Source organism: Paenibacillus sp. LC231, from assembly GCF_001860525.1.
Lineage (GTDB): Bacteria > Bacillota > Bacilli > Paenibacillales > Paenibacillaceae > Paenibacillus_AQ.
This window is the reverse complement of record NZ_JFOM01000008.1, coordinates 13,059-32,084: the sequence shown is the minus strand read 5'-3', so window position 1 is coordinate 32,084 and position 19,026 is coordinate 13,059. Positions and strand designations below refer to the sequence as shown.

General features: G+C 52.2%; 15 protein-coding genes. 3 read left to right on the top strand and 12 right to left on the bottom strand.

Annotated features, from left to right (window positions below):
- Positions 1-2: 2 nt before the first annotated feature.
- The 6 genes from AK95_RS04215 to uxaC form a co-directional block, all read right to left on the bottom strand.
- Positions 3-938, bottom strand: a complete 936-nt coding sequence (locus tag AK95_RS04215; RefSeq protein ID WP_071218718.1) for a carbohydrate ABC transporter permease — start codon at positions 936-938, stop codon at positions 3-5.
- 52 nt (positions 939-990) lie between these two features.
- The gene (locus AK95_RS04210) at positions 991-2,031 is read right to left on the bottom strand and encodes an ABC transporter permease (RefSeq protein ID WP_162487525.1); all 1,041 of its coding nucleotides are present in this window, start codon (positions 2,029-2,031) and stop codon (positions 991-993) included.
- A gap of 103 nt (positions 2,032-2,134) precedes the next feature.
- Positions 2,135-3,820, bottom strand: a complete 1,686-nt coding sequence (locus AK95_RS04205; RefSeq protein WP_071218717.1) for an ABC transporter substrate-binding protein — start codon at positions 3,818-3,820, stop codon at positions 2,135-2,137.
- A gap of 233 nt (positions 3,821-4,053) precedes the next feature.
- On the bottom strand, positions 4,054-5,796 hold the full coding sequence (locus AK95_RS04200; RefSeq protein WP_071218716.1) for a sensor histidine kinase: 1,743 nt from the start codon (positions 5,794-5,796) through the stop codon (positions 4,054-4,056).
- Positions 5,793-7,403 (bottom strand): response regulator, encoded by a 1,611-nt coding sequence (locus tag AK95_RS04195; RefSeq protein WP_071218715.1) that lies wholly within the window; start codon positions 7,401-7,403, stop codon positions 5,793-5,795. Before AK95_RS04195 ends, AK95_RS04200 begins: the two co-directional genes overlap by 4 nt.
- A gap of 111 nt (positions 7,404-7,514) precedes the next feature.
- Positions 7,515-8,918, bottom strand: coding sequence for a glucuronate isomerase (gene uxaC, locus AK95_RS04190; RefSeq protein WP_071218714.1), 1,404 nt, complete (start codon positions 8,916-8,918; stop codon positions 7,515-7,517).
- Positions 8,919-9,004: 86 nt separating this feature from the next.
- Between uxaC and AK95_RS04185 the strand changes: the two genes are divergently transcribed.
- The 3 genes from AK95_RS04185 to AK95_RS04175 all read left to right on the top strand — a co-directional run bounded on the left by AK95_RS04185 (position 9,005) and on the right by AK95_RS04175 (position 11,834).
- On the top strand, positions 9,005-9,682 hold the full coding sequence (locus AK95_RS04185; protein WP_071218713.1) for a GntR family transcriptional regulator: 678 nt from the start codon (positions 9,005-9,007) through the stop codon (positions 9,680-9,682).
- A 122-nt stretch (positions 9,683-9,804) separates the two neighbouring features.
- Positions 9,805-10,902: a mannonate dehydratase gene (uxuA, locus tag AK95_RS04180; protein WP_071218712.1), complete on the top strand. Its 1,098-nt coding sequence runs from the start codon at positions 9,805-9,807 to the stop codon at positions 10,900-10,902.
- Positions 10,899-11,834, top strand: coding sequence for an SDR family oxidoreductase (locus AK95_RS04175; protein WP_071218711.1), 936 nt, complete (start codon positions 10,899-10,901; stop codon positions 11,832-11,834). Before uxuA ends, AK95_RS04175 begins: the two co-directional genes overlap by 4 nt.
- A gap of 65 nt (positions 11,835-11,899) precedes the next feature.
- Here AK95_RS04175 and AK95_RS04170 read toward each other — a convergent pair whose 3' ends face one another.
- The 6 genes from AK95_RS04170 to AK95_RS04145 form a co-directional block, all read right to left on the bottom strand.
- A complete protein-coding gene (locus AK95_RS04170; protein WP_071218710.1) occupies positions 11,900-12,772 on the bottom strand; it encodes an RNA polymerase sigma-70 factor in 873 nt (290 codons plus the stop codon).
- On the bottom strand, positions 12,750-14,048 hold the full coding sequence (locus tag AK95_RS04165) for a phytoene desaturase family protein (protein WP_071218709.1): 1,299 nt from the start codon (positions 14,046-14,048) through the stop codon (positions 12,750-12,752). The genes AK95_RS04170 and AK95_RS04165 overlap by 23 nt, the downstream gene beginning before the upstream one ends.
- Positions 14,049-14,290: 242 nt before the next feature.
- On the bottom strand, positions 14,291-15,607 hold the full coding sequence (locus AK95_RS04160; RefSeq protein WP_071218708.1) for a 6-phospho-beta-glucosidase: 1,317 nt from the start codon (positions 15,605-15,607) through the stop codon (positions 14,291-14,293).
- Positions 15,608-15,672: 65 nt separating this feature from the next.
- Positions 15,673-16,656 carry an N-acetylglucosamine kinase gene (locus tag AK95_RS04155; RefSeq protein WP_071218707.1) on the bottom strand — a complete coding sequence of 328 codons (984 nt, stop codon included), beginning with the start codon at positions 16,654-16,656 and terminating at the stop codon, positions 15,673-15,675.
- A gap of 109 nt (positions 16,657-16,765) precedes the next feature.
- Positions 16,766-17,662 carry an AraC family transcriptional regulator gene (locus tag AK95_RS04150; RefSeq protein ID WP_083397520.1) on the bottom strand — a complete coding sequence of 299 codons (897 nt, stop codon included), beginning with the start codon at positions 17,660-17,662 and terminating at the stop codon, positions 16,766-16,768.
- A gap of 245 nt (positions 17,663-17,907) precedes the next feature.
- Entirely contained in the window at positions 17,908-18,984 is a 1,077-nt protein-coding gene (locus tag AK95_RS04145; protein ID WP_071218706.1) for a branched-chain amino acid aminotransferase, read from the bottom strand.
- Positions 18,985-19,026 lie beyond the last annotated feature (42 nt).

The window sequence follows — 19,026 nt, the reverse complement described above, 5'->3', positions numbered from 1 at the left end:
GTTTACCCTTTCACCCCGCCAAGGGTCATCCCTTGCACGAAGTATTTTTGCAGGAACGGATACACCAGAATGATCGGCACGCTGGCCACAATGGTCATCGTAGCCCGAATAGAGGTCGGGGTGACCTGATTCGCGCCGCTTTCCGAGCTTGCAAACTGGCTTGCATAGTCGTTGCCCGAATTCAGCGAGGAGTTCGAATTCTGGAGTATTTTCATCAACTCATACTGCAGGGTGCTAAGCTCACTGTATGAAGAGTTATACAAGAATACGTCAAACCAGGAGTTCCACTGGGATACCGCCGTAAACAGCGATACCGTAGCAAGTACGGGCACGCATAGCGGAAGCACGATTTTCATGAAAGTCGTGAATTCACCGGCGCCGTCGATCCGGGCCGATTCCAGAATTCCCTCCGGCAGTCCTTCAATGAAGGAACGGATGACGATAACGTTAAACACGCCGATCAGACCCGGAATGATGTATACCGAGAAGGTGCCCAGCATGCCCAATTCGCGAATCAACAGGAAGTTCGGAATCAAACCGCCGCTGAAATACATCGTCAAGATGAAGGCAATCGATACGAATTTGCGCAGCACATATTCCGGACGGCTGATGGTATAGGCCACCATAGCACAGCAGAATACGGAAGTGATCGTACCGATCAACGTACGCAAAACCGAGATGAAGGTAGCGTGGAATATCGTGGCCTCGTTAAATACATATTTATAATTCTCCCACGTGAAATCCCGCGGCCATAAATAAATGCCGCCTTTTACCGAATCCGTCGCATTGTTGAAGGAAACCGCGAGCGTATTGATGAACGGGTACAACGTGACAATCATGAGACAGATCATGAACACAATGTTAAAGGTATCGAATAACCGGTCCGCTGGAGACTTGAACCGGGCGTGGGCCCGTGGTGAATCTGAAATCTTCGCCATATGAATCCTCCTGTACGTTTTCTGATAGAGAACGGTCCTCGCAAGCTTTCGCTTAGAACAATCGATCTTCGCCCAGTCTCTTCGCGATATGGTTGGCCGTGAACAAGAGTATGAAGCTGACGACCGTCTTGAACATGCCGGCTGCAATCGAGAGCGAGAAGTTGCCCATCTGAATACCGTATTTCAGTACGAAAATATCCAGGTTCTCGGAATAATCCACGTTCATGCCGTTACCAAGCAAATATTGCGGTTCAAAACCGGATTCGAGCAGGTTGCCGATATTCATGATCAGCAGGATGATGAATACTGGCTTTAGACCCGGCAAGGTGATGTTCCAGATCCGTTGAAAGCGTCCGGCGCCATCGATTTCCGCCGCCTCGTACTGCGAGGGATCGATCATCGTCATGGCTGCCAAATATATAATGGTGTTCCAGCCGACATTCTTCCATACTTCCGAAACACCGAGTATTCCCCAGAAATATTCCCCTTCCCCAAGCCATAAGATCGGTTCCTTAATAATCCCGAACCACATGAGGAGTTCATTGATAATCCCGCCGTCTGCGGACAGAGCCGTCGAAATAATGCTCGCTGCCACAACCCAAGAGATGAAATGGGGCAAATAACTGATCGTCTGCACGACCCGTTTGAACATCAAATTACGCAGCTCATTGAGCAGGATCGCTAACACAATCGCCGTAACAAAACCTAAGACAAGATTGATAAAACTCATGGCAAGCGTGTTGCGCATGACCCGGAGGAAGTGTTCGTCTTGAAACAGAAAGGTAAAATGCTGCAAACCTACCCATTCCTGATCGAATATCTTCTTGGCCGGTTTAAAATCCTGAAACGCGATGGTCCAGCCCCATAGCGGCAGGTACTTAAAGACAAACAACCATATCAAAAAAGGGATCGACATGAAGACCAGCGCCTTCTGCTGCAGCAGCTTCTGGAAGAAGCTTTTTTCGCCTGATGGCGGTTTATTGTTCAAACCAGTATTGTTTTTCCGTTGTTTATTGAAGAAACCTTTCGATACCGCCGGCGTTTCACGTAGCGCCGTCGTCTCTGCAGGTCCAATCGGGTTCGCCTTATCCACGGTTTCTTCTCCTTCCTATCCAGCCCAGACAATGGTTATAGAGGAGGAGGGACGAATACAAACTTATCGAGTGGTCCGCCCCTGATCTCCTCTTCTTCAACTATTATTGTCCTTGGGCATTTGCGATTTTCTTGGCTACTTCCTCGGTGATCAGATCCTCATATCCCTTCACGTCCAGCTTGCTGAACTCACCCACGTACTCGTTCCATATGCCGTCAAACTCCGCAGGGTTGGCAAGAACCAGTTTCGGGAAGTATTTACGCTGCAAATCGCTTTTCTTCTGCGTGAAGATTTGGGCTGGTGACCCCTGATCGATCGGAATGCTCCAGGCCGGATACCATGGACGGTCGTCCGGTGCCGCAAACAGCTGCGAGAAGGAATCGATGTCGTATGCTTCAAGCAATTTCTTGTCCGGTTCGGAGTAAGACATTTTCGCAACCTCAGGCTGGCGTCCCGCACCCACGGAGTTACCGTCAGAAAGCGTAGAACCGTTGCCGTAACGAGGCCAGTTGTATTCAAAGTACTTGAAGCCGAAGGACTCGCGGAAGGCTTCCGTATTGGTCTGTGCAATCTGCTCTTCCGTACGGTAGAAGCGGCCGTTCTCGTCTACGGAATACGTCTCGTCCTTGATGCCCCAGTTCGACAGAATTTGGTTCTCGTCCGTCAGCAGGTTGTTGAAATACTTCACAATGCGTTCCGGATCCTTCGCGCTGACGGAGATCCCTACGCCGCGGTTGTTCACAAAGGATGGCGGATCCAGATATTGATCCTTGGTATTCTCATCGTATACGATCGGCAGCGCCATATATTCGAGATCGTCGTTACCCGATTTATTGGCTGTTTCGCGCAAGTTGTTCATCGCTTGGCCTACCTGCCATCTATAGTCGAAGAAGCCGAGCACCTTACCGGAAGTCAGCTTGGCAAGGTATTGATCATAGTTGTCCACAAAAGAGGATTTATCGAACAGGCCTTCCGCATTCAGCTTGTTCAGCTCCTGCAGGTAACGCTTCGTAATGTCGTCGTCAGCGTAATCATTCGCTACATGAGTCTCCATGTCGATGATGATGCCGCCATCGTTCGGATAACCGGCCAAGTGCATCGGGGCATTGGTCAGGGCAAAAAATTTATCCTGCGTCGTCAGTGCCAGATATCCGGTCAAGCCTTCCTCCGGATGCTTCTTCACGTAATCGCGAATCAGGTTCAGGTACTCGTCGAAAGTCTTGATTTTCGGGTAACCCGCTTCCTTCAGGACGCGGCGCTGAATCCAGAATGCTCCTTGCTCGATATTGGGAGCCGACGTGTACTCTCCTACAACCGCACTTAACGGGAGGAAGTAAATGTTGCCGTCATCGGCTTTCATCAGATTGTAATACGGCTCGTACACACGCTTGATGTTAGGGCCGTACTTATCGATCAGGTCATTGAGCGGAATGAAGGCGCCCGCCCCGACCAGCTTATCGATCGAGCTCCCCGGCACAATCACATCGGGATAATCATTGCTGGCAATGAACGTTCCCACCTTGGTGTTCTCGTCTCCGACCAAATGCTCCATTTTAAAATTCACGCCGGTTTGGTCTTCGAAAATTTTACCGATGGTGGTTTCGTTCGTATTTTTGTCTTTACCTGCTGCGGAGTTGAAATAGGTGAAGGTGACCTTCTCTTCTTTCTTCTCGCCTTCGCCGCCGGCAGCCGGTGCGTTATCCGCCGCCTCTTTACCGCCGCCGCAAGCCGCCAGAAGCGATACCATCATAACCACGGTCAGACAGCTTACCCAAAATTTCTTGTTCATGCTCTTGACCTACCCCTTTCGGTCTCGTTAATTTGTAAGCACTTTCATTATAAGAGAGCTCAGGAGCGATTTTCACCCGTCAATCTTTAGGTGATACTTTGAAAACTATAGAACCGTATCCCTGGTCGTGAAAAATGGCAGCTCTGCAGCCTTCGCCGCACCTCTCCACCTGATTAACGAACAAATCCTGCTGTAGTCACTCCGAACCGGAGTGCCAAGCAGGATTTGCCCTGTTAGGTTTCGATGGGGATGGACAGTCTTATCCGGGTGCCTTGTCCAGGCGAGCTGTCGATTTCAAACTGGAACCGGCTTCCGTAATACAGCTTCAGCCGGTAGATCACGTTCTGAATGCCGATCCGCTCGCCCATCTCGTCCTCGGTATCCAGGTAGCGGTTGATGCGTTCCACCTTCTCCGCGGACATGCCTGCCCCGTTATCCTGAATGCTGCAGATAAGGGCTTGTCCCTCGCGTGCAACACGAACCTCAATTCGCCCCCCGTGCTTGAGCGGCTCAATGCCATGAATGCTGGCATTCTCCACAAAAGTAACGATGGCCATCTTCGGTATTTGCAAATGTCCTTCCTCTGCAGGGGCGTGAACCGAGTAATCAATTTTGTCGCCAAACCGGTATTTCTGGATTTCAAGGAAACAGTGAATAAACTCCACCTCTTCCTTGAGCGTCACCATGTCTTTTTTCCAAACCAGGGAATTGCGGAAGATCTTAGCCATATTATGAATGATTTTTGCCGTCTCATCCTCATCCTTCATCAGGCTGCGCATGCGGATGGTCTCCAGGGCGTTAAAGAGAAAGTGCGGATTAATCTGGCTCTGAAGAGCGTTCAATTGCGCATGCCGCCGCTGAAGCTCCAAATTCTTCTTCTGGATATCCGCCACGTACACGTCATTGATCAAGCTCTTAAGCTGCAGGGTCATCCGGTTGAATTCACCCGTCAGCTGACCGATCTCGTCATATGCCTCAGCCTCTTGGATCGTGTCGTAATTCTGGTTCTTGACCTTCTTCATATGCTTGAGTATCCGTACCAGACGCACGTTCAGGGAACGGCTGATCCAGACAATCACCAAGGTCGGAAGCAGAAAGTTCAGGCAGGTCAGCACAATGACGAACCGCAAGGACTGATGCACGTCGCGCAGCACCACATCCTCCGGCGTCACCGCCATGATCGTCCAGGTGTTCAGATTGTTGGTCGTGAACGTATCGGTGTGAAACTCCAGAAACCTGTCGCCATGCGCGATGCTGCTGTACGGCACGGAACCCTGCATAATATCAACCTTCGGATCCGTAGTGTATTCGATATTGCCGGCACCGCTCAGCAGGTACACTTTGCCCTGCACATTCAGATTGCTCATGATCTGCCGAATCGAGGGCATCCGCATATCAATCTTGAGATACTTGGTATGATCATCCTGGGAACTGAAATAATTCATGCTTCGGATGATGCTGAAGCTGTCCAATTGGCCGTTCTTGCCCGTACGCATCACAATCGGCTGGGTTACGTTTTTGCCCGCAATTGCCTTGTACCAGGCCTCTTCCTTCACCTGGTCGCTGATATAATTAATGCCGCCGGAATACAGCAGGGTCGGATTGTCCACATACACCGTAATCTCGCTGACCGAATTGTATACGGCGCTGCCCGAATTCAAAATGCGGCGGAGATAGGTATCATAAGCCTCGATATAATCGGCCGGATGATCGTACACCGTCTCCATAATCTCGTTCAATTGAATGTCCGTGTAGAAGACGGAGGAGATCTCCAGCGCATCCTCGACTTCACGACGGAACTCATTCTTCATCTGCTCAAGCGCCACGGTTATATCCTGGATCCGCTGCTCCCTCACGCTGCCGGATGTCACGTTGTAGAAGATGAGGTTGGTGACCAGAATTGGCAAAAATACGGCCAGGAAATACATCAGCAGCATCTTGTCCCGCAGACGGACATTATTCAAGCTTGGCTTCATCGATTCGCCCCTTCGGACGCGGCCTCCTTCATCAAGCGGCTCCGGTACTCGCTTGGCGTCATTCGCTCCAGCTTCTCGAATTGCGTGACAAAATAGTCCGGGTTGCCGAAGCCGACCCGCTCCGCCACCTCATAGATGCGCAGATCCGTCTGGCGCAGCAATCGCTTCGCTTCGTTCACGCGCAGCTGCAGCAGGAAATCATTAAAGTATATGCCATACGCTTTTTTGAAGAGCTGTCCCAAATACACCGGGTTCATATAGAACTTCCCTGCGATGCCCTTCAGGCTGATATTCTCATGATAATGGGCCTCGATATAAGCCCGGATCTTCTGGATTCCGCCCTTGTGCTGCTCCTTGCGAAGCTGCGCGATATAGTTCGCGCTCTCAATGGCGAATTCCGTGAACAACCGCTTCAGCCCCTGAAGCGACAAGTTGCGGTCATGCCATTCGGTCATCGGCTCCAAACTGGATAGCCGGCTCTGATCCCCGTCCATGCTGCCGAGCACCCGGACCACGCCCAGCACGCAGTGGTTGATTGCCGTCTTCACCGCTTCGGGTGCATACAACTTCTCCCGGAAGGATTCGAACAGCAGACGAATCGTCACTTCCAACTTCTCGTAATGCAGCTCCTCGATCTGCTCCAGAAACTGCTCGTAAAGCCCCTCTTCCAGCCCGATGTAGTGAAGGCCGTGCTGGGAGGCCTCCTCATGGATCACAATGCCGCTCTCATCATAGATATATTTGTAAAGAAGTGATTCTTTGGCCGTTTCATATGCCTCCTGAATGCGGGACAGCTGCAACACCGGTTGACCAAAATAAACAAAGATTCGTTCGTGGCCCGAATCGGCAAGCGATTGCTGAATACGTCTGGCAAATCCCCGCTGACACCCCTGGAACGAGTGCAGAATGCTGCCCGGAACGATAATGCCGATTCGATTGCGATGCTCATGCAAGTAGAAGGGCTGTTCTCCATTCGAGATCGCAAGGAGAGCCGCCTCCACCCTGTCCTTGAATTCTGCTCTGCCATCGTCATTGCCGTTCGCCGCCGAAGCCTGCTGGCAGTCATTCCGTTCGACGAAGACGTAGAACAGACGACTCTCCGGCTGAAGCTCGAGGCGTTGCTCCCATTCGTGCAGCAGCGCCTCATCGGCTTCCCCTATAATGAGTGATTCCATCAAGGCCCCGGACAACAGCCTCTCTTCTCTCAAGCGAGCTTCGCGGTCTGACTTTAGCCGCTCGCTGAGCCGAACCAGCGCATGGCTGAATTCCGTCTCGTCAATCGGTTTCAGAATGAAATCATGCACGCCATAACGGACAGCCTGCTGGGCATAGTTGAAATCATCGTATCCGCTTACAATAATGAAATACGGCTTGACGATGTCCTTCGTGACGACATGTCTGATCAGCTCGAGTCCATCCAGTACCGGCATGCGGATATCGGTGATGACCACATCCGGCTGAAGCCGTTCAATCAGTTCCAGCGCATCTTCCCCGTTATCCGCCTCATCTACAATTTGAAAGCCGCAGGCTTCCCAATCAATCAGCTTCAGGAGCCCTTTGCGCGTAAACACCTCGTCATCCACCAATATCGCCCGGTTCCATTGCACGGTATGTCCCCCTCGCCTGTTCAAACACATCTGCTGTCACATATCTTCAACCTGACTATCAGCAAACGCTTTCATATAGTAAGTCTATTGTTCATGCTCCGCATGCAATTGTCAATGAATTTGAAAATAACGCTCGGCATTGTAGTAGCAAATATCCTGGATAATGGCACCGATATATTCATAATCCGCGGGCAGTTCCCCTTCCTTGATCCAGTCGCCGAACAGGCGGCACAGCACTCTGCGGAAATATTCATGCCTCGGGAACGACATAAAACTCCTGGAATCGGTCAGCATGCCGACAAAGGTGCTGATCAGCCCCATGGAAGACAACGCGGTGAGCTGCTTCAGCATCCCTTCCTTCTGATCGTGGAACCACCAAGCGGAACCGAGCTGAAGCTTGCCTTCGACGCCAGCCGACTGGAAATTCCCGATCGTGGTAGCGATCATTTCGTAATGCGAGGAATACAGGCTGTACACGATGGTTTTCGGCAGCTGATCGTTCCTGTCGAGTCTGCTTAGAAAACCGTTCAGGCTTTCCGCCAGATGGAAATCGAGAATCGAGTCATACCCGCTGTCCTTGCCGATCTTCGCGAACATGCGCTCATTATTGTTCCGGATCGCCCCAATGTGCAGCTGCATGGCCCAGTCCTTGGCGTGATACATTTCTCCGAGCTTGAGCAGGGTATAGGTGCGATATTTCCGATCCTCAAGCGGTGTGAGGCTGCCCCCGCTGATCGCTTTGCCGTAAATGTCCGCAACCTCTTGTTCATCGGCTTGTTCGAAAGGAAACGCGCCAAAGCCGTGATCCGACAGGCGACAGCCATGATCATGGAAATATTGAATCCGCTCCTGCAGGGCATCAAGCAATCCCTGATAGGTATCCACGGCTATACCGGCCGTTGTTCCCAGGTTCTGTGCATAGGTGGTGAAATCCGGTTTCGTGACATCCAGCACCCGATCCGGCCGGAATGCAGGGGCAACGATGGTCGACAATTCCCCATGATCCCGAATGGCCCGATGATACTCCAGCGAATCAACGGGATCATCTGTCGTGCAGGCCACTTTGACCTTGAATTTCTCCAGAATTCCGCCTGCCCGCAAGGCAGGAGCCTTTAGCTGCTCATTGCAAGCTTCCCAGATCTCCTTAGCATTATCAGCGGTCAACCGCTCTTGAATCCCGAAATAACGGGTCAACTCCAGATGGGTCCAATGATAGAGCGGATTGCCCACCAAGCGCGGAACGCATTCCGCCCAGGCCGTGAACTTGGCTTCGGCGCTGGCACCGCCTGTAATCAGCTCTTCGTCGACGCCAAGCCAGCGCATCGCCCTCCACTTGTAGTGATCCCCCTCCAGCCAAAGCTCCGTCAGGTTGTCGAACTGCCGGTTGATCGCGATATCCTTCGGGTTTAAATGGTTGTGGTAATCGAATATCGGCATCCCTTCCGCATAATCATAAAAGAGTTTCTTTGCGCTGTTGCTGTTTAGGAGCAGGTTTTCCGTGTCCAAACGGCCCATGTGATCGCCTCCGATTCTTATTTCGATTTTCAGTTCCATACTACCATACAAGTATGGTAGTATGGAATACATTAGGAGGTGATGCAGTGGTAGAATCTTTGCGATTACAGCCAGGATCGGCCGGAAATATCGTGTACTCCAAGCTTAAGCAGCAAATTGTCAGTCTGGAGCTGCCGCCGGGAACGGCTCTATCCGAGAAGGAGGTTTCCCTATCCTTCGAGGTCAGCCGGACGCCGGTACGGGAAAGCTTTGTCCGTTTGGCCCAGGAGGATCTTGTTGTGGTGCTTCCCCAGCGCGGTACGCGCGTCTCGCTCATCGATTCGGAGCTGGTTGAGGAAGCGCGCTTCATGCGTGAACAGCTGGAAAAAGCCGTGGTTCGGCTTGCCTGCGAAAGCTTTCCCGTGGATAAATTCGCCGATCTGGAGCTCAATCTGTCCGAGCAGCGCGAGAGCATCGAGAAGCATGACGGCAAGCATATGTTTGATCTGGATGAGGCCTTTCATCGTATTTTGTTCGAAGGCTGCCGTAAGGTCGGCACATGGAACGTGCTGCAGCAGATGAACGCTCATCTGAACCGGAGCCGGATGTTATGGTTGTCCGCCGATCCGAATTGGACCAACCTGTACGAGCAGCATCGGGAGATCGCGGACGCGATTGCACGTCATGACGCCGATCATGCCGAACGGGAAATGCAGGCGCATCTCAGCCTGATCATCTCCAATCTGGCCGTGCTGAAAGAGAAGCATCCCGATTATTTTAAATAAGCCTATGGCAGTGGAGAGACTTTAACCGACTCGCTGCTCTCCATCTTGGCGGTGCACTCGTAACTTGCAAAATTCCCAGCAGCTTTGCGTTAACTCCTTAAACTTGTAAAGGCGGTGAAGAAATGCGCATGGTATTCAGGTGGTTTGGCGAGGGCAACGATACGGTCTCGCTTGATCAGATTAGACAAATCCCCGGCGTGGAGGGCATCGTATGGGCACTTCACGATATTCCTGTCGGCGAGGAATGGCCGATGGAGCGAATTGAAGAAATCGCAGACCAGGCAAAAACGTACGGCCTTCATATTGATGTCGTGGAAAGCGTGAATGTGCATGAGGATATCAAGCTTGGGCTGCCCTCGCGGGATCAGTATATAGCCAACTACATTCGGACAATTGAGAAATTGGGCCAGGTCGGCGTCAAAGTCATCTGCTACAATTTCATGCCGGTGTTTGACTGGGCTAGAACCGATCTCCATAAGCAGACTGCCGATGGATCGACGGCTCTCTTCTTTGAGAAGGCCAAGATCCACGGCATTGATCCGATGGAGCTGGTACAGACGATCAACCGAAACAGCAAGCTTACGATGCCAGGTTGGGAACCGGAGCGTTTGGCGCATCTGACCTCCCTGTTCGAAGCATACCGCGGCGTTACCGAGGACGATCTGTGGCGTAACCTCGAATATTTCCTAAGCGCCGTCATCCCGGCTGCCGAGAAGAACGGCATTCGAATGGCCATTCACCCGGATGATCCGCCTTGGCCGATCTTCGGTCTGCCGCGGGTCATCACCAGCCAGGAGAATCTGCGGAGATTCCTCAAGCTATATGATAGCCCGGCGAACAGCTTGACCCTGTGCAGCGGATCGCTTGGCGCCAATCCGGACAATGACATCGTCTCCATGATCCATGAGTTCCACGACCGGATTCCGTTTGCGCACATCCGGAATGTACGCGTCTTTGATAACGGCGACTTCATTGAAACGTCCCACCGTACCGAGGACGGTACCGTTGATATTTCCGGCATTGTGCAGGCCTATCATGACAACGGTTTCACCGGCTATGTAAGACCCGATCACGGGCGGCATATCTGGGGTGAGCAGTGCCGTCCGGGTTACGGTCTGTATGACCGCGCCCTCGGCATTATGTATCTCTGGGGGCTGTGGGATGCTTACAGCCGGGAGCGTGCGGGACGCGCAGCCGAGCTGAAGGAGGCCGTTCAATGAGTGAGGTAAATATCCATGCAGCGGGTACATCTGAACCCGGATCAAGCAAAGCTTCTGTTGAGTCCGCATCGCAAGCGACGCCATCCCTTCCCATTCATCCGTCATTAAACGGGAAGACGGTTGTCATTACGGGCGGCTCCGGCGTATTGTGCCGGGCGATGGCTTTGGAGCTGGGCCGGCAAGGTGCCAAGGTCGCCGTCTTGAATCGTACGGCCGAGAAAGGGCAGCAGGTGGCGGATGAAATTACGGCCGCCGGCGGTACAGCGATTGCCGTTTCCTGCGATGTAACGGATGTGGAAAGCGTCCGGCAAGCGGAGAAGGCTGTGCGCGAGTCTTTCGGCCCCTGCGATATCCTCATTAACGGAGCCGGCGGTAACCGGAAAGACGCGAATACAACCAACGAAATTTTCCGTCCGGAGGATGTGGGGCAGCCGGATCTGACAACCTTTTTCGGGTTAAGCGTACCTGGCTTCCGCAGCGTATTCGATTTGAACTTCATCGGCACGCTGATACCGACGCAAGTCTTTGCGGAAGGGATGCTGGGACGTCCCGGGGCCGTCGTGCTGAATATCTCGTCCATGAGCGCGCCCAGCCCGATGACCAAGGTCCCTGCTTACAGTGCAGCCAAAGCGGCCATCAACAACTTCACGCAGTGGCTGTCCGTGCATCTCGCGGAATCCGGCATTCGCGTGAACGCGATCGCGCCAGGCTTCTTCCTGACCGAGCAGAACCGCAATCTGCTGACCCATAGCGACGGTTCGTTAACCGAGCGCTCTCATAAAATCATCTCCCATACCCCTATGAGACGGTTCGGCGTGCCGGAGGATCTGCTCGGCACCCTGCTCTGGCTTGTGGATGATCAGACCTCCGGGTTCGTCACCGGAACGGTGATTCCCGTTGACGGCGGCTTCATGGCTTATTCCGGCGTATAACGGATTACTATGCAGCAGGGCCGACTTAAGATCCTTTGATCTTAAACCGGCCCTGTTTTTTTGCATCACGGCAACTGTATATGCCTGAGTTTATCCGGATTTGCCACGGTATAAATCGTTTCGATCCGTTGGTTCTTAAAAGCAAAAGAATAAATGAATTGGACACCGTTATCCAACCGGATCCGCATTCCCGGCAGACCATTGACGGTAAGATAAGAGTACGCATATTGTCCTTCATACATTTTAAGCAGGTTCAGATGCAATTGGATCACTTTATGGACGCCTACCACAGGAATTTGCGCCGCTCTGACTTTACCGCCGCCATCCGAGTAGAGCACGACATTTTCGCTTAACAGCTCCAGCAGTTTATTCGTGTTCCCCTGCAAGAGGGAATCCACAAATTCCTTGATTTGCGCCTCCGCCACCGAGATCGAGGGTCTCTGATCAGGTTCAAAATGAATGCTGCTCTTAGCGCGGCGGAAGATTTGAAGGCAATTGGCACTGCTTTTTCCCAGAATTTCAGCAATTTCGTCATAGGAATAATGAAAAATCTCGCGGAGAAGAAAAACGGCTCTTTCCACCGCGTTCAGCTGCTGAAGGAGCAGCAGGTATGCTGTAGAAATAGACTCTTGCTGCTCTACGATAAGCGAAGGGTCCGTCTCTGATGCCATATTCTCGATCAAGGGTTCCGGCAGCCAGGGACCGACGTACAGCTCGCGCTTTTTGGCAGAAGAGCGCAGCAAATCCAGGCAGCGATTCGTTACGATTTTGTACAGAAACGCTCTCTCATTGCGAATGTCCTCCGGATGGGGCAATTGGTTATAGCTGATGAAGGCCTCCTGTACGATATCTTCCGCATCCATCACACTTCCCAGCATCCGGTAAGCTAACGAGAACAGAGCGGATCGATATCTTTTATACAATAACTCTGTGCTCATTCGGGGTCCTTTCCTCACTTTCAAGCGAGAGTATATGCTGTACAGCCCGCTTGGCGCTTGCAGTTGCAGCATCTACCAAGAGTTCGCCGTGCGCTGCCCATTCTCCCGCTACATACAACCCGATGATTTCAGGAACGGCTGGACCCGGGTTCTCCTGGCGTTTCACATGCATAAAATCGTGGCAAACCGTAATGTTAGGAAGGTACTGTTTCTCCACGAGCTCGTTGCGCCAACCGGGCTGCACCAAGTCTAAGGTTTCTTCTAATTCCTGCAGATCCCTTCTTGCATCCTTCTCCTTGCCTTGATACTTAAGCAAGGTTATGACTTGTGCGCCATCATCACTCAGGTAAGCCGCTCGGGATTGATTCGAGAGAAAGACGGTTTGATCGAGGCCGTACACAAACTGCTGCTTCGGTTCCGGAAGACGACGCAGGGCTACATCCAAGCAAGCCGCTGTCACTTCGACCGCCTGCTCCTTCCAAGTATGAAGGGCGGTTTCTTCTGCATGGGGCACCAGTTCATGAGCGACAGCTGGCGGTGTGGTAAGAATAATATGGTTTGCTTCTATTTTCATGCCATCGCCGCAAAGGACGTGCCGTACCTTTCCCTCGTGATGCTCAACCGAAATGACTTTATTCTTCGTTATGATTTGAACTCCCTGCTCCAGAGCCTTTTGTTTTAATTCTTCGACCATGGCCCCCCAGCCCCGATCCAGGTACAACACCCCCTTCAGCGCATGCTTAAGCTGCTGCAGTACGGGACCGGCCGCCTGCAGATCAGGGGCTACCACATAACTCGCTGTACGTAATAGCGAATAGAATAAATTTCGTACCATCGGATCCTGCACATTGCCTTCAATCCATTCGCGCAGACTCATGTTGTCGTACAGCTGCGTATCCAGTTTACCTAATTTCGCAAGCCAGGCGCCGAGCTCCATCTTGCCCTTCCAGGATAATAGAGGGGTGGTGAATAGGGATTTCACGCCCATGGGTAACGGGCTTAGTTTCCCTTTCCAAATCCCGTAACCGTCAATCGAAGGTTGACCCCCCGGCAATTGGAGCCCTAATTCGCGAAAGGTTGAAAGGGCGTCTCCATGATATAAGGCATGCCCGCCCAGATTGAAGTAGGCTCCCTTCTTCTTATGGGTCATGGCCCGACCGCCTAATCGTTCCTGCTTTTCAATGAGTATCGTTTGCTTCCCGGCTCTCGCCGCATAGATTGCTGCTGTTAAACCCGCTACGCCTCCACCTACAACGGCTACGTCATATTTTAGCATCCGTCATCATCCCTTTCGGTTTTATACGGGTATGACGGGGGAGGACACCCAGATGTGACAGGAATGAAGGTCCAAACCGAAAAGTAATGTCATTCATGATTTCAGGACTCCTATAATATATCAGGAAGCCACAAGCTTCGAAGTTATACTTTCTGATGATTTCAATAAAACCCCTCTTCAATTTCGAAGAGGGGCTTTGCATGGCTCTATATCATAATCGCACGTTTGGGCTTCATTCCGCCTTACAGCACAGCCTCCGGCTTAAAAAAAGCCGGCAAGTACTTTTTGTTCGCCTCCAGCATTTCATCGAGCAGCTGCTTCGCTACGGTCACGGACGGCACCAGCGGATGATGCACCAGCGCCTGCAGCGCAATGCCGCGATCACCGGTAATGGCCGCTTCGATCGTCAATTGTTCGTACACTTTCACCGCATGCATCAGTCCCTTCACATGGGAAGGAACCTTTTGCGGCGCCAGCGGTATTGGCCCTTGGCCCGTAACCACGCAGTTGATCTCGATGCTGGCATCCGCAGGCAGGAAATCGTAGATATTGCCGTTTGCGACATTCAATGTCTGGATATCATGGCGGTCATTGTAGATGGACGTCATCAGGTTGACTGCCGCTTCGGAGTAATAAGCGCCGCCCCGCTGCTCCAGCTGCTTCGGTTTCACGGCCAAACTCTCATCCTTGTAAAGCTCAAACAGCTCCTGTTCAACGCGGCTGACCACGTCCGCTCGGGTTCCGTCCTTCTCCAGCGATGCCTTCATATCCGCAAACATCGTATCGGTCATGTAGAAATATTTAAGATAATACGTCGGGATCGCTCCAAGCGAGCGGATAAAGTCCGCATCCCAGCCAAAGGTCGGCACGTTCTTTGCCGTATACGATTTGCCGCCGTCCAGCAGCTCCGGCATCTTCTCTTCCCCGTTAACGATAGCGGACGTCACCCAGTGCAGATGGTTGATCCCGACAAACTCGGCCAGAACGTCCTTTTCCGACACGCCATACTCGGCCGCCAGGAACTTCTGAAAGTTAATCGGCGAGTTGCACAGACCAACAGATTTCACCTTACTGTGCTTAGCAACCGCCTCCGTGACGATCCCCGCCGGATTCGTGAAATTCAGCATCCATGCATTCGGTGCCAGCTCCTCGATATCGCGGCAAATGTCCAGAATCACCGGAACCGTGCGCAGCGCCTTCAGCATGCCGCCCGGGCCCGTCGTCTCCTGCCCGATGACGCCGTGTTTAATCGGAATATGCTCATCATGTTTACGTGCCGTGAGCAGGCCGACACGCATCTGGGTTGTCACAAAATCGGCACCAGCAATCGCTTGTCTGCGATCCAGCGTCAGGTGAACCTCGATCGGCAGGCCCGACTCTTTCACCATGCGTTTGGCCAGATTGCCTACAATCTCCAGCTTATGCTTGCCTTCTTCAATGTCAACAAACCATAGTTCGCGAATTGGCATTTGCTCATAATTGCGAATGAAACCTTCAACAATTTCCGGGGTATAGGAGGAACCTCCCCCGATGACCGCTATCTTTAATCCTGCTGCCACGTTAATCGCCTCCAAGGTATGATATCAATCCGTATTTATCAGGTTTTTATCCAACGATAAACTGATCAGGCTGTGGTTGACTGCTCAAACGTAAATGCTTTCAGTTTGGCCTCCGTCTGTGCATCAATGGCATGACCGTCAGCGTCCATCGCGCAGAGAAGCGCGCCGGAAACCGGATCGGATGTCAGTCTTACACAGGTTGCATGCGGTGCCCGGACCGCAACGATCCGCTCGATCGCATCCGTCAGGATCGAGCTGTTCGGCCTGTTCAGCACGCTGCCGATATAGACAATGTCAAAGGCTTCATCCGTCATGTCCAGCCGCCGGATCAGCGTACATACCGCATTGGCCAGCTCTTCGCCTTCATTCTCAAGAATTCGGGTGGCTACCTCGTCACCTGCTTCAGCTGCCTGGAACAGGGTCTTCACGAGGCTTGGCGGAACCTTCGTCTTGCCGTAGAGGACATCCTCATACATCGGCTCTACAGACGTATATCCCATTTGCTCCAGTAAGAGCGATGTCAATAAAGTTGCCGGTCCCCGCTCATCCCAGGCCCGAATGACTGCCCGAAAAGCCAGCGTGGCAAATCCGGAACCGCCCGCGTAGCCGTCTCCATACAAGAAGCCAAAGCCTCCATACTGCAGCTCTTCTCCCGTACGATTTCGGGCCGCGCTGTTGAAGCCCGTACCGCAGATCAATGCTGCGCCATATGGACGGCTCGTTCCAGCCCTCATCCCGATCATGGTATCGCATGCGATATCATGCTTAGGATAACCGAGAGCCCCGATCATCGGACGCAGGATCTCATAATCGGCTTCCCGATCTGCTCCGGCCAAGCCGAAATAAGCATAACTGATATCTTCTTTGGCAGCTCCAGCCTCTTGAAGAGCCGCATTGCAGGCTTCCTCAATATTACGGGCCGCATGTTCACGGTGAATCTGGTGATTGCCGTTCCCAGACGCTCCCTTGCCAAGAATGTTCCCTTGTTCATCGCAGATCACGGCGTGTGTCTTACTACCGCCGGCATCTACACCCAGATACAAACTCATGCATTTCACTCCTACCCGCCATCCAGCGGCGTCATGTGGTGGTATATATTTAAGATACCGCTTCCACTGGCATCCATCTACTGTTATACGATCAAGGAGTGATACTATCTTACTGTTTCTTGGTTTTTGAAGTGGAGGAGATTACAGGAGTGCCGGCATAAGCACGCTCCCGAATTTCGCTTGGCGATGCGCCGACATGCTGCTTGAACAGACGATTGAAATTAGACAGATTCCGAAACCCGCAGGATTCCGCAATCTCGATAATTTTCTGGTCCGTCGTCTCTAGCAAGTGCACGGCATGCGTCAAACGCAGCTGAATCAGATAATGGTGCGGTGAAGTGCCGACCGCCTGCTGGAACAGAGCGCTGAACCGGGAAGGGCTCAGATGCGTTAAGTCCGACAGCTCCTGCAGCGTCCAGCTGTAGTCCAGCTGAAGCTCCATCGTGCGCAGGACTTCTTTTAACGCATGCATTCCCCTGCCCTTGATCGGCCTGTTCGCTTGAGCCGGAGTCGAGAGATGGCGGTTCGCCAAACTCAGGAAACGGATAAGATCCGAGCGGATCAGGCTCATATATGCGGTACCTCGGGCTTGATACTCCTCCATCATGCGCCCCAGCAGGTGAGCCAATTCATCGTGCACGGGGGACTGCCTCTCCATGTTTCCGAGCGAACGGAAGGGAGCCATCAGATCCGGATCGAACTTGAGGTCGATGGATAATAATGAAGGCTCGAACATAATGACATCCATCACCAGGTTCTCAGTCTCATACGCCCGGTGAAGATCATTGCTGTTGATGAAAATAATATCCCCCTGCTGAAACTGGAGTTTCATCCCGTTGATCAGAATAAATCCGGTCCCGCTCTGAATATAATTGAGCTCCAAAGCATGATGCCAATGCAGGCGCTGGGCTCCGGCAAATATGCCGTGCGTGGTCGACGCTGTAAAAGGAAAAGCAGCGTTCGTAAAATCTATAGCATCAGGAACGACACTCTGCGGACGATTCACTAAAAAAAGCACCTCCATGCCTTCAGACATCAACGTATCAACAATTTACCCTTATCGTAACATGAGCGCTTATTATACTTAAAACGTTTATCGACGTATTTCCTCAGAACACAGGCCGCACTCCACCCACCCGGATGTTCTCTTGCGAAAATAGGCAGGGTAAGTCACTTGAAGGGTATACTTCCTATTACTAAAAAAAGACCTGCCTCAGTATGCCTGAGACAGAGTCTTTATAGGAAGGTTCATTAAGATAATGCAAGCTCCACCGTCCAGCCGAACGGATCCTCAACCGTTCCGAGCTGAATGCCCGTGATGGCGTCATATACGCGTTTGGAGAGTTCGCCCGTTGCTCCCTCACCAATCTTCAATTGCTCATCCTGCCATTCCAGGGAGCCAATCGGTGAAATGACCGCTGCCGTGCCGGTGCCAAAAGCTTCGGTCAACAAGCCGCTGCGATGGGCCTCCACGATTTCATCAATGGAGATGGCCCGTTCTTCTACCGGGATGTTCCAATGCTGAAGCAGCTGGATGACGGAGTTCCGGGTAATTCCATCCAGGATGCTGCCATTCAGTGCCGGGGTTACGACCGTATCACCCAGCTTGAAGAACACATTCATGCTGCCGACTTCCTCGATATATTTGCGATGTACGCCATCGAGCCACAGCACCTGCGAGTATCCCTTCAGCGTTGCTTCATCCTGTGCCTTCAAACCTGCCGCATAGTTGCCAGCTGTCTTGGCATTGCCCACGCCGCCGGCTACGGCACGCACGTATTTAGGCTCCACGTAAATGCTGACCGGATTGATGCCTTCCGCATAATACGAACCGACCACCGATAGGATAATCATGAACTTGTATTGCAGCGATGGCGCTACGCCAAGCACAGGCTCTGTGGCGATCACAAATGGACGGATATAGAGCGATGTGCCCGGCTCGGAAGGAATCCAGTCACGATCCACGAGCACGAGCTGCTTGAGCGCTTCCATAACGAGCTCCTCGTCCAATGCCGGAATGCTCAGTCGCTGGTTGGACAGGTTAAGCCGCTGAATATTTTTGTTCGGGCGGAACATGAGGATTCGCTCATCTTCCGTCAAGTAAGCCTTCAAGCCTTCAAATACGGTCTGACCGTAATGAAATACCTTGGCGGCTGGGTCCAGTTCGATCGGCTGATACGGAACGACGCGCGGATCGTGCCAGCCTTGACTTGCGTCATAATCGAGAATAAACATGTGGTCCGTAAATACCGTGCCGAAAGCCTGTTTATGGTGGCTCGGCTTTGTCTTCGGGGTCGTCGTTAATTCCACGGGTATCGTGTAAGTCATGTGCACACATCTCCTTATTTTGCAAACGTTATTAGTTGAATC

Bases quoted from the DNA above. Each gene is read 5' to 3' on its own strand.
- AK95_RS04165 (WP_071218709.1), bottom strand. From the start codon at position 14,048: ATGCTAAAATATGACGTAGCCGTTGTAGGTGGAGGCGTAGCGGGTTTA.
- AK95_RS04155 (WP_071218707.1), bottom strand. From the start codon at position 16,656: ATGAGTTTGTATCTGGGTGTAGATGCCGGCGGTAGTAAGACACACGCC.
- AK95_RS04145 (WP_071218706.1), bottom strand. From the start codon at position 18,984: ATGACTTACACGATACCCGTGGAATTAACGACGACCCCGAAGACAAAG.
- AK95_RS04175 (WP_071218711.1), top strand. From the start codon at position 10,899: ATGAGTGAGGTAAATATCCATGCAGCGGGTACATCTGAACCCGGATCA.
- AK95_RS04200 (WP_071218716.1), bottom strand. From the start codon at position 5,796: ATGAAGCCAAGCTTGAATAATGTCCGTCTGCGGGACAAGATGCTGCTG.
- uxuA (WP_071218712.1), top strand. From the start codon at position 9,805: ATGCGCATGGTATTCAGGTGGTTTGGCGAGGGCAACGATACGGTCTCG.
- AK95_RS04205 (WP_071218717.1), bottom strand. From the start codon at position 3,820: ATGAACAAGAAATTTTGGGTAAGCTGTCTGACCGTGGTTATGATGGTA.
- AK95_RS04170 (WP_071218710.1), bottom strand. From the start codon at position 12,772: ATGAGCACAGAGTTATTGTATAAAAGATATCGATCCGCTCTGTTCTCG.
- AK95_RS04215 (WP_071218718.1), bottom strand. From the start codon at position 938: ATGGCGAAGATTTCAGATTCACCACGGGCCCACGCCCGGTTCAAGTCT.
- uxaC (WP_071218714.1), bottom strand. From the start codon at position 8,918: ATGGGCCGTTTGGACACGGAAAACCTGCTCCTAAACAGCAACAGCGCA.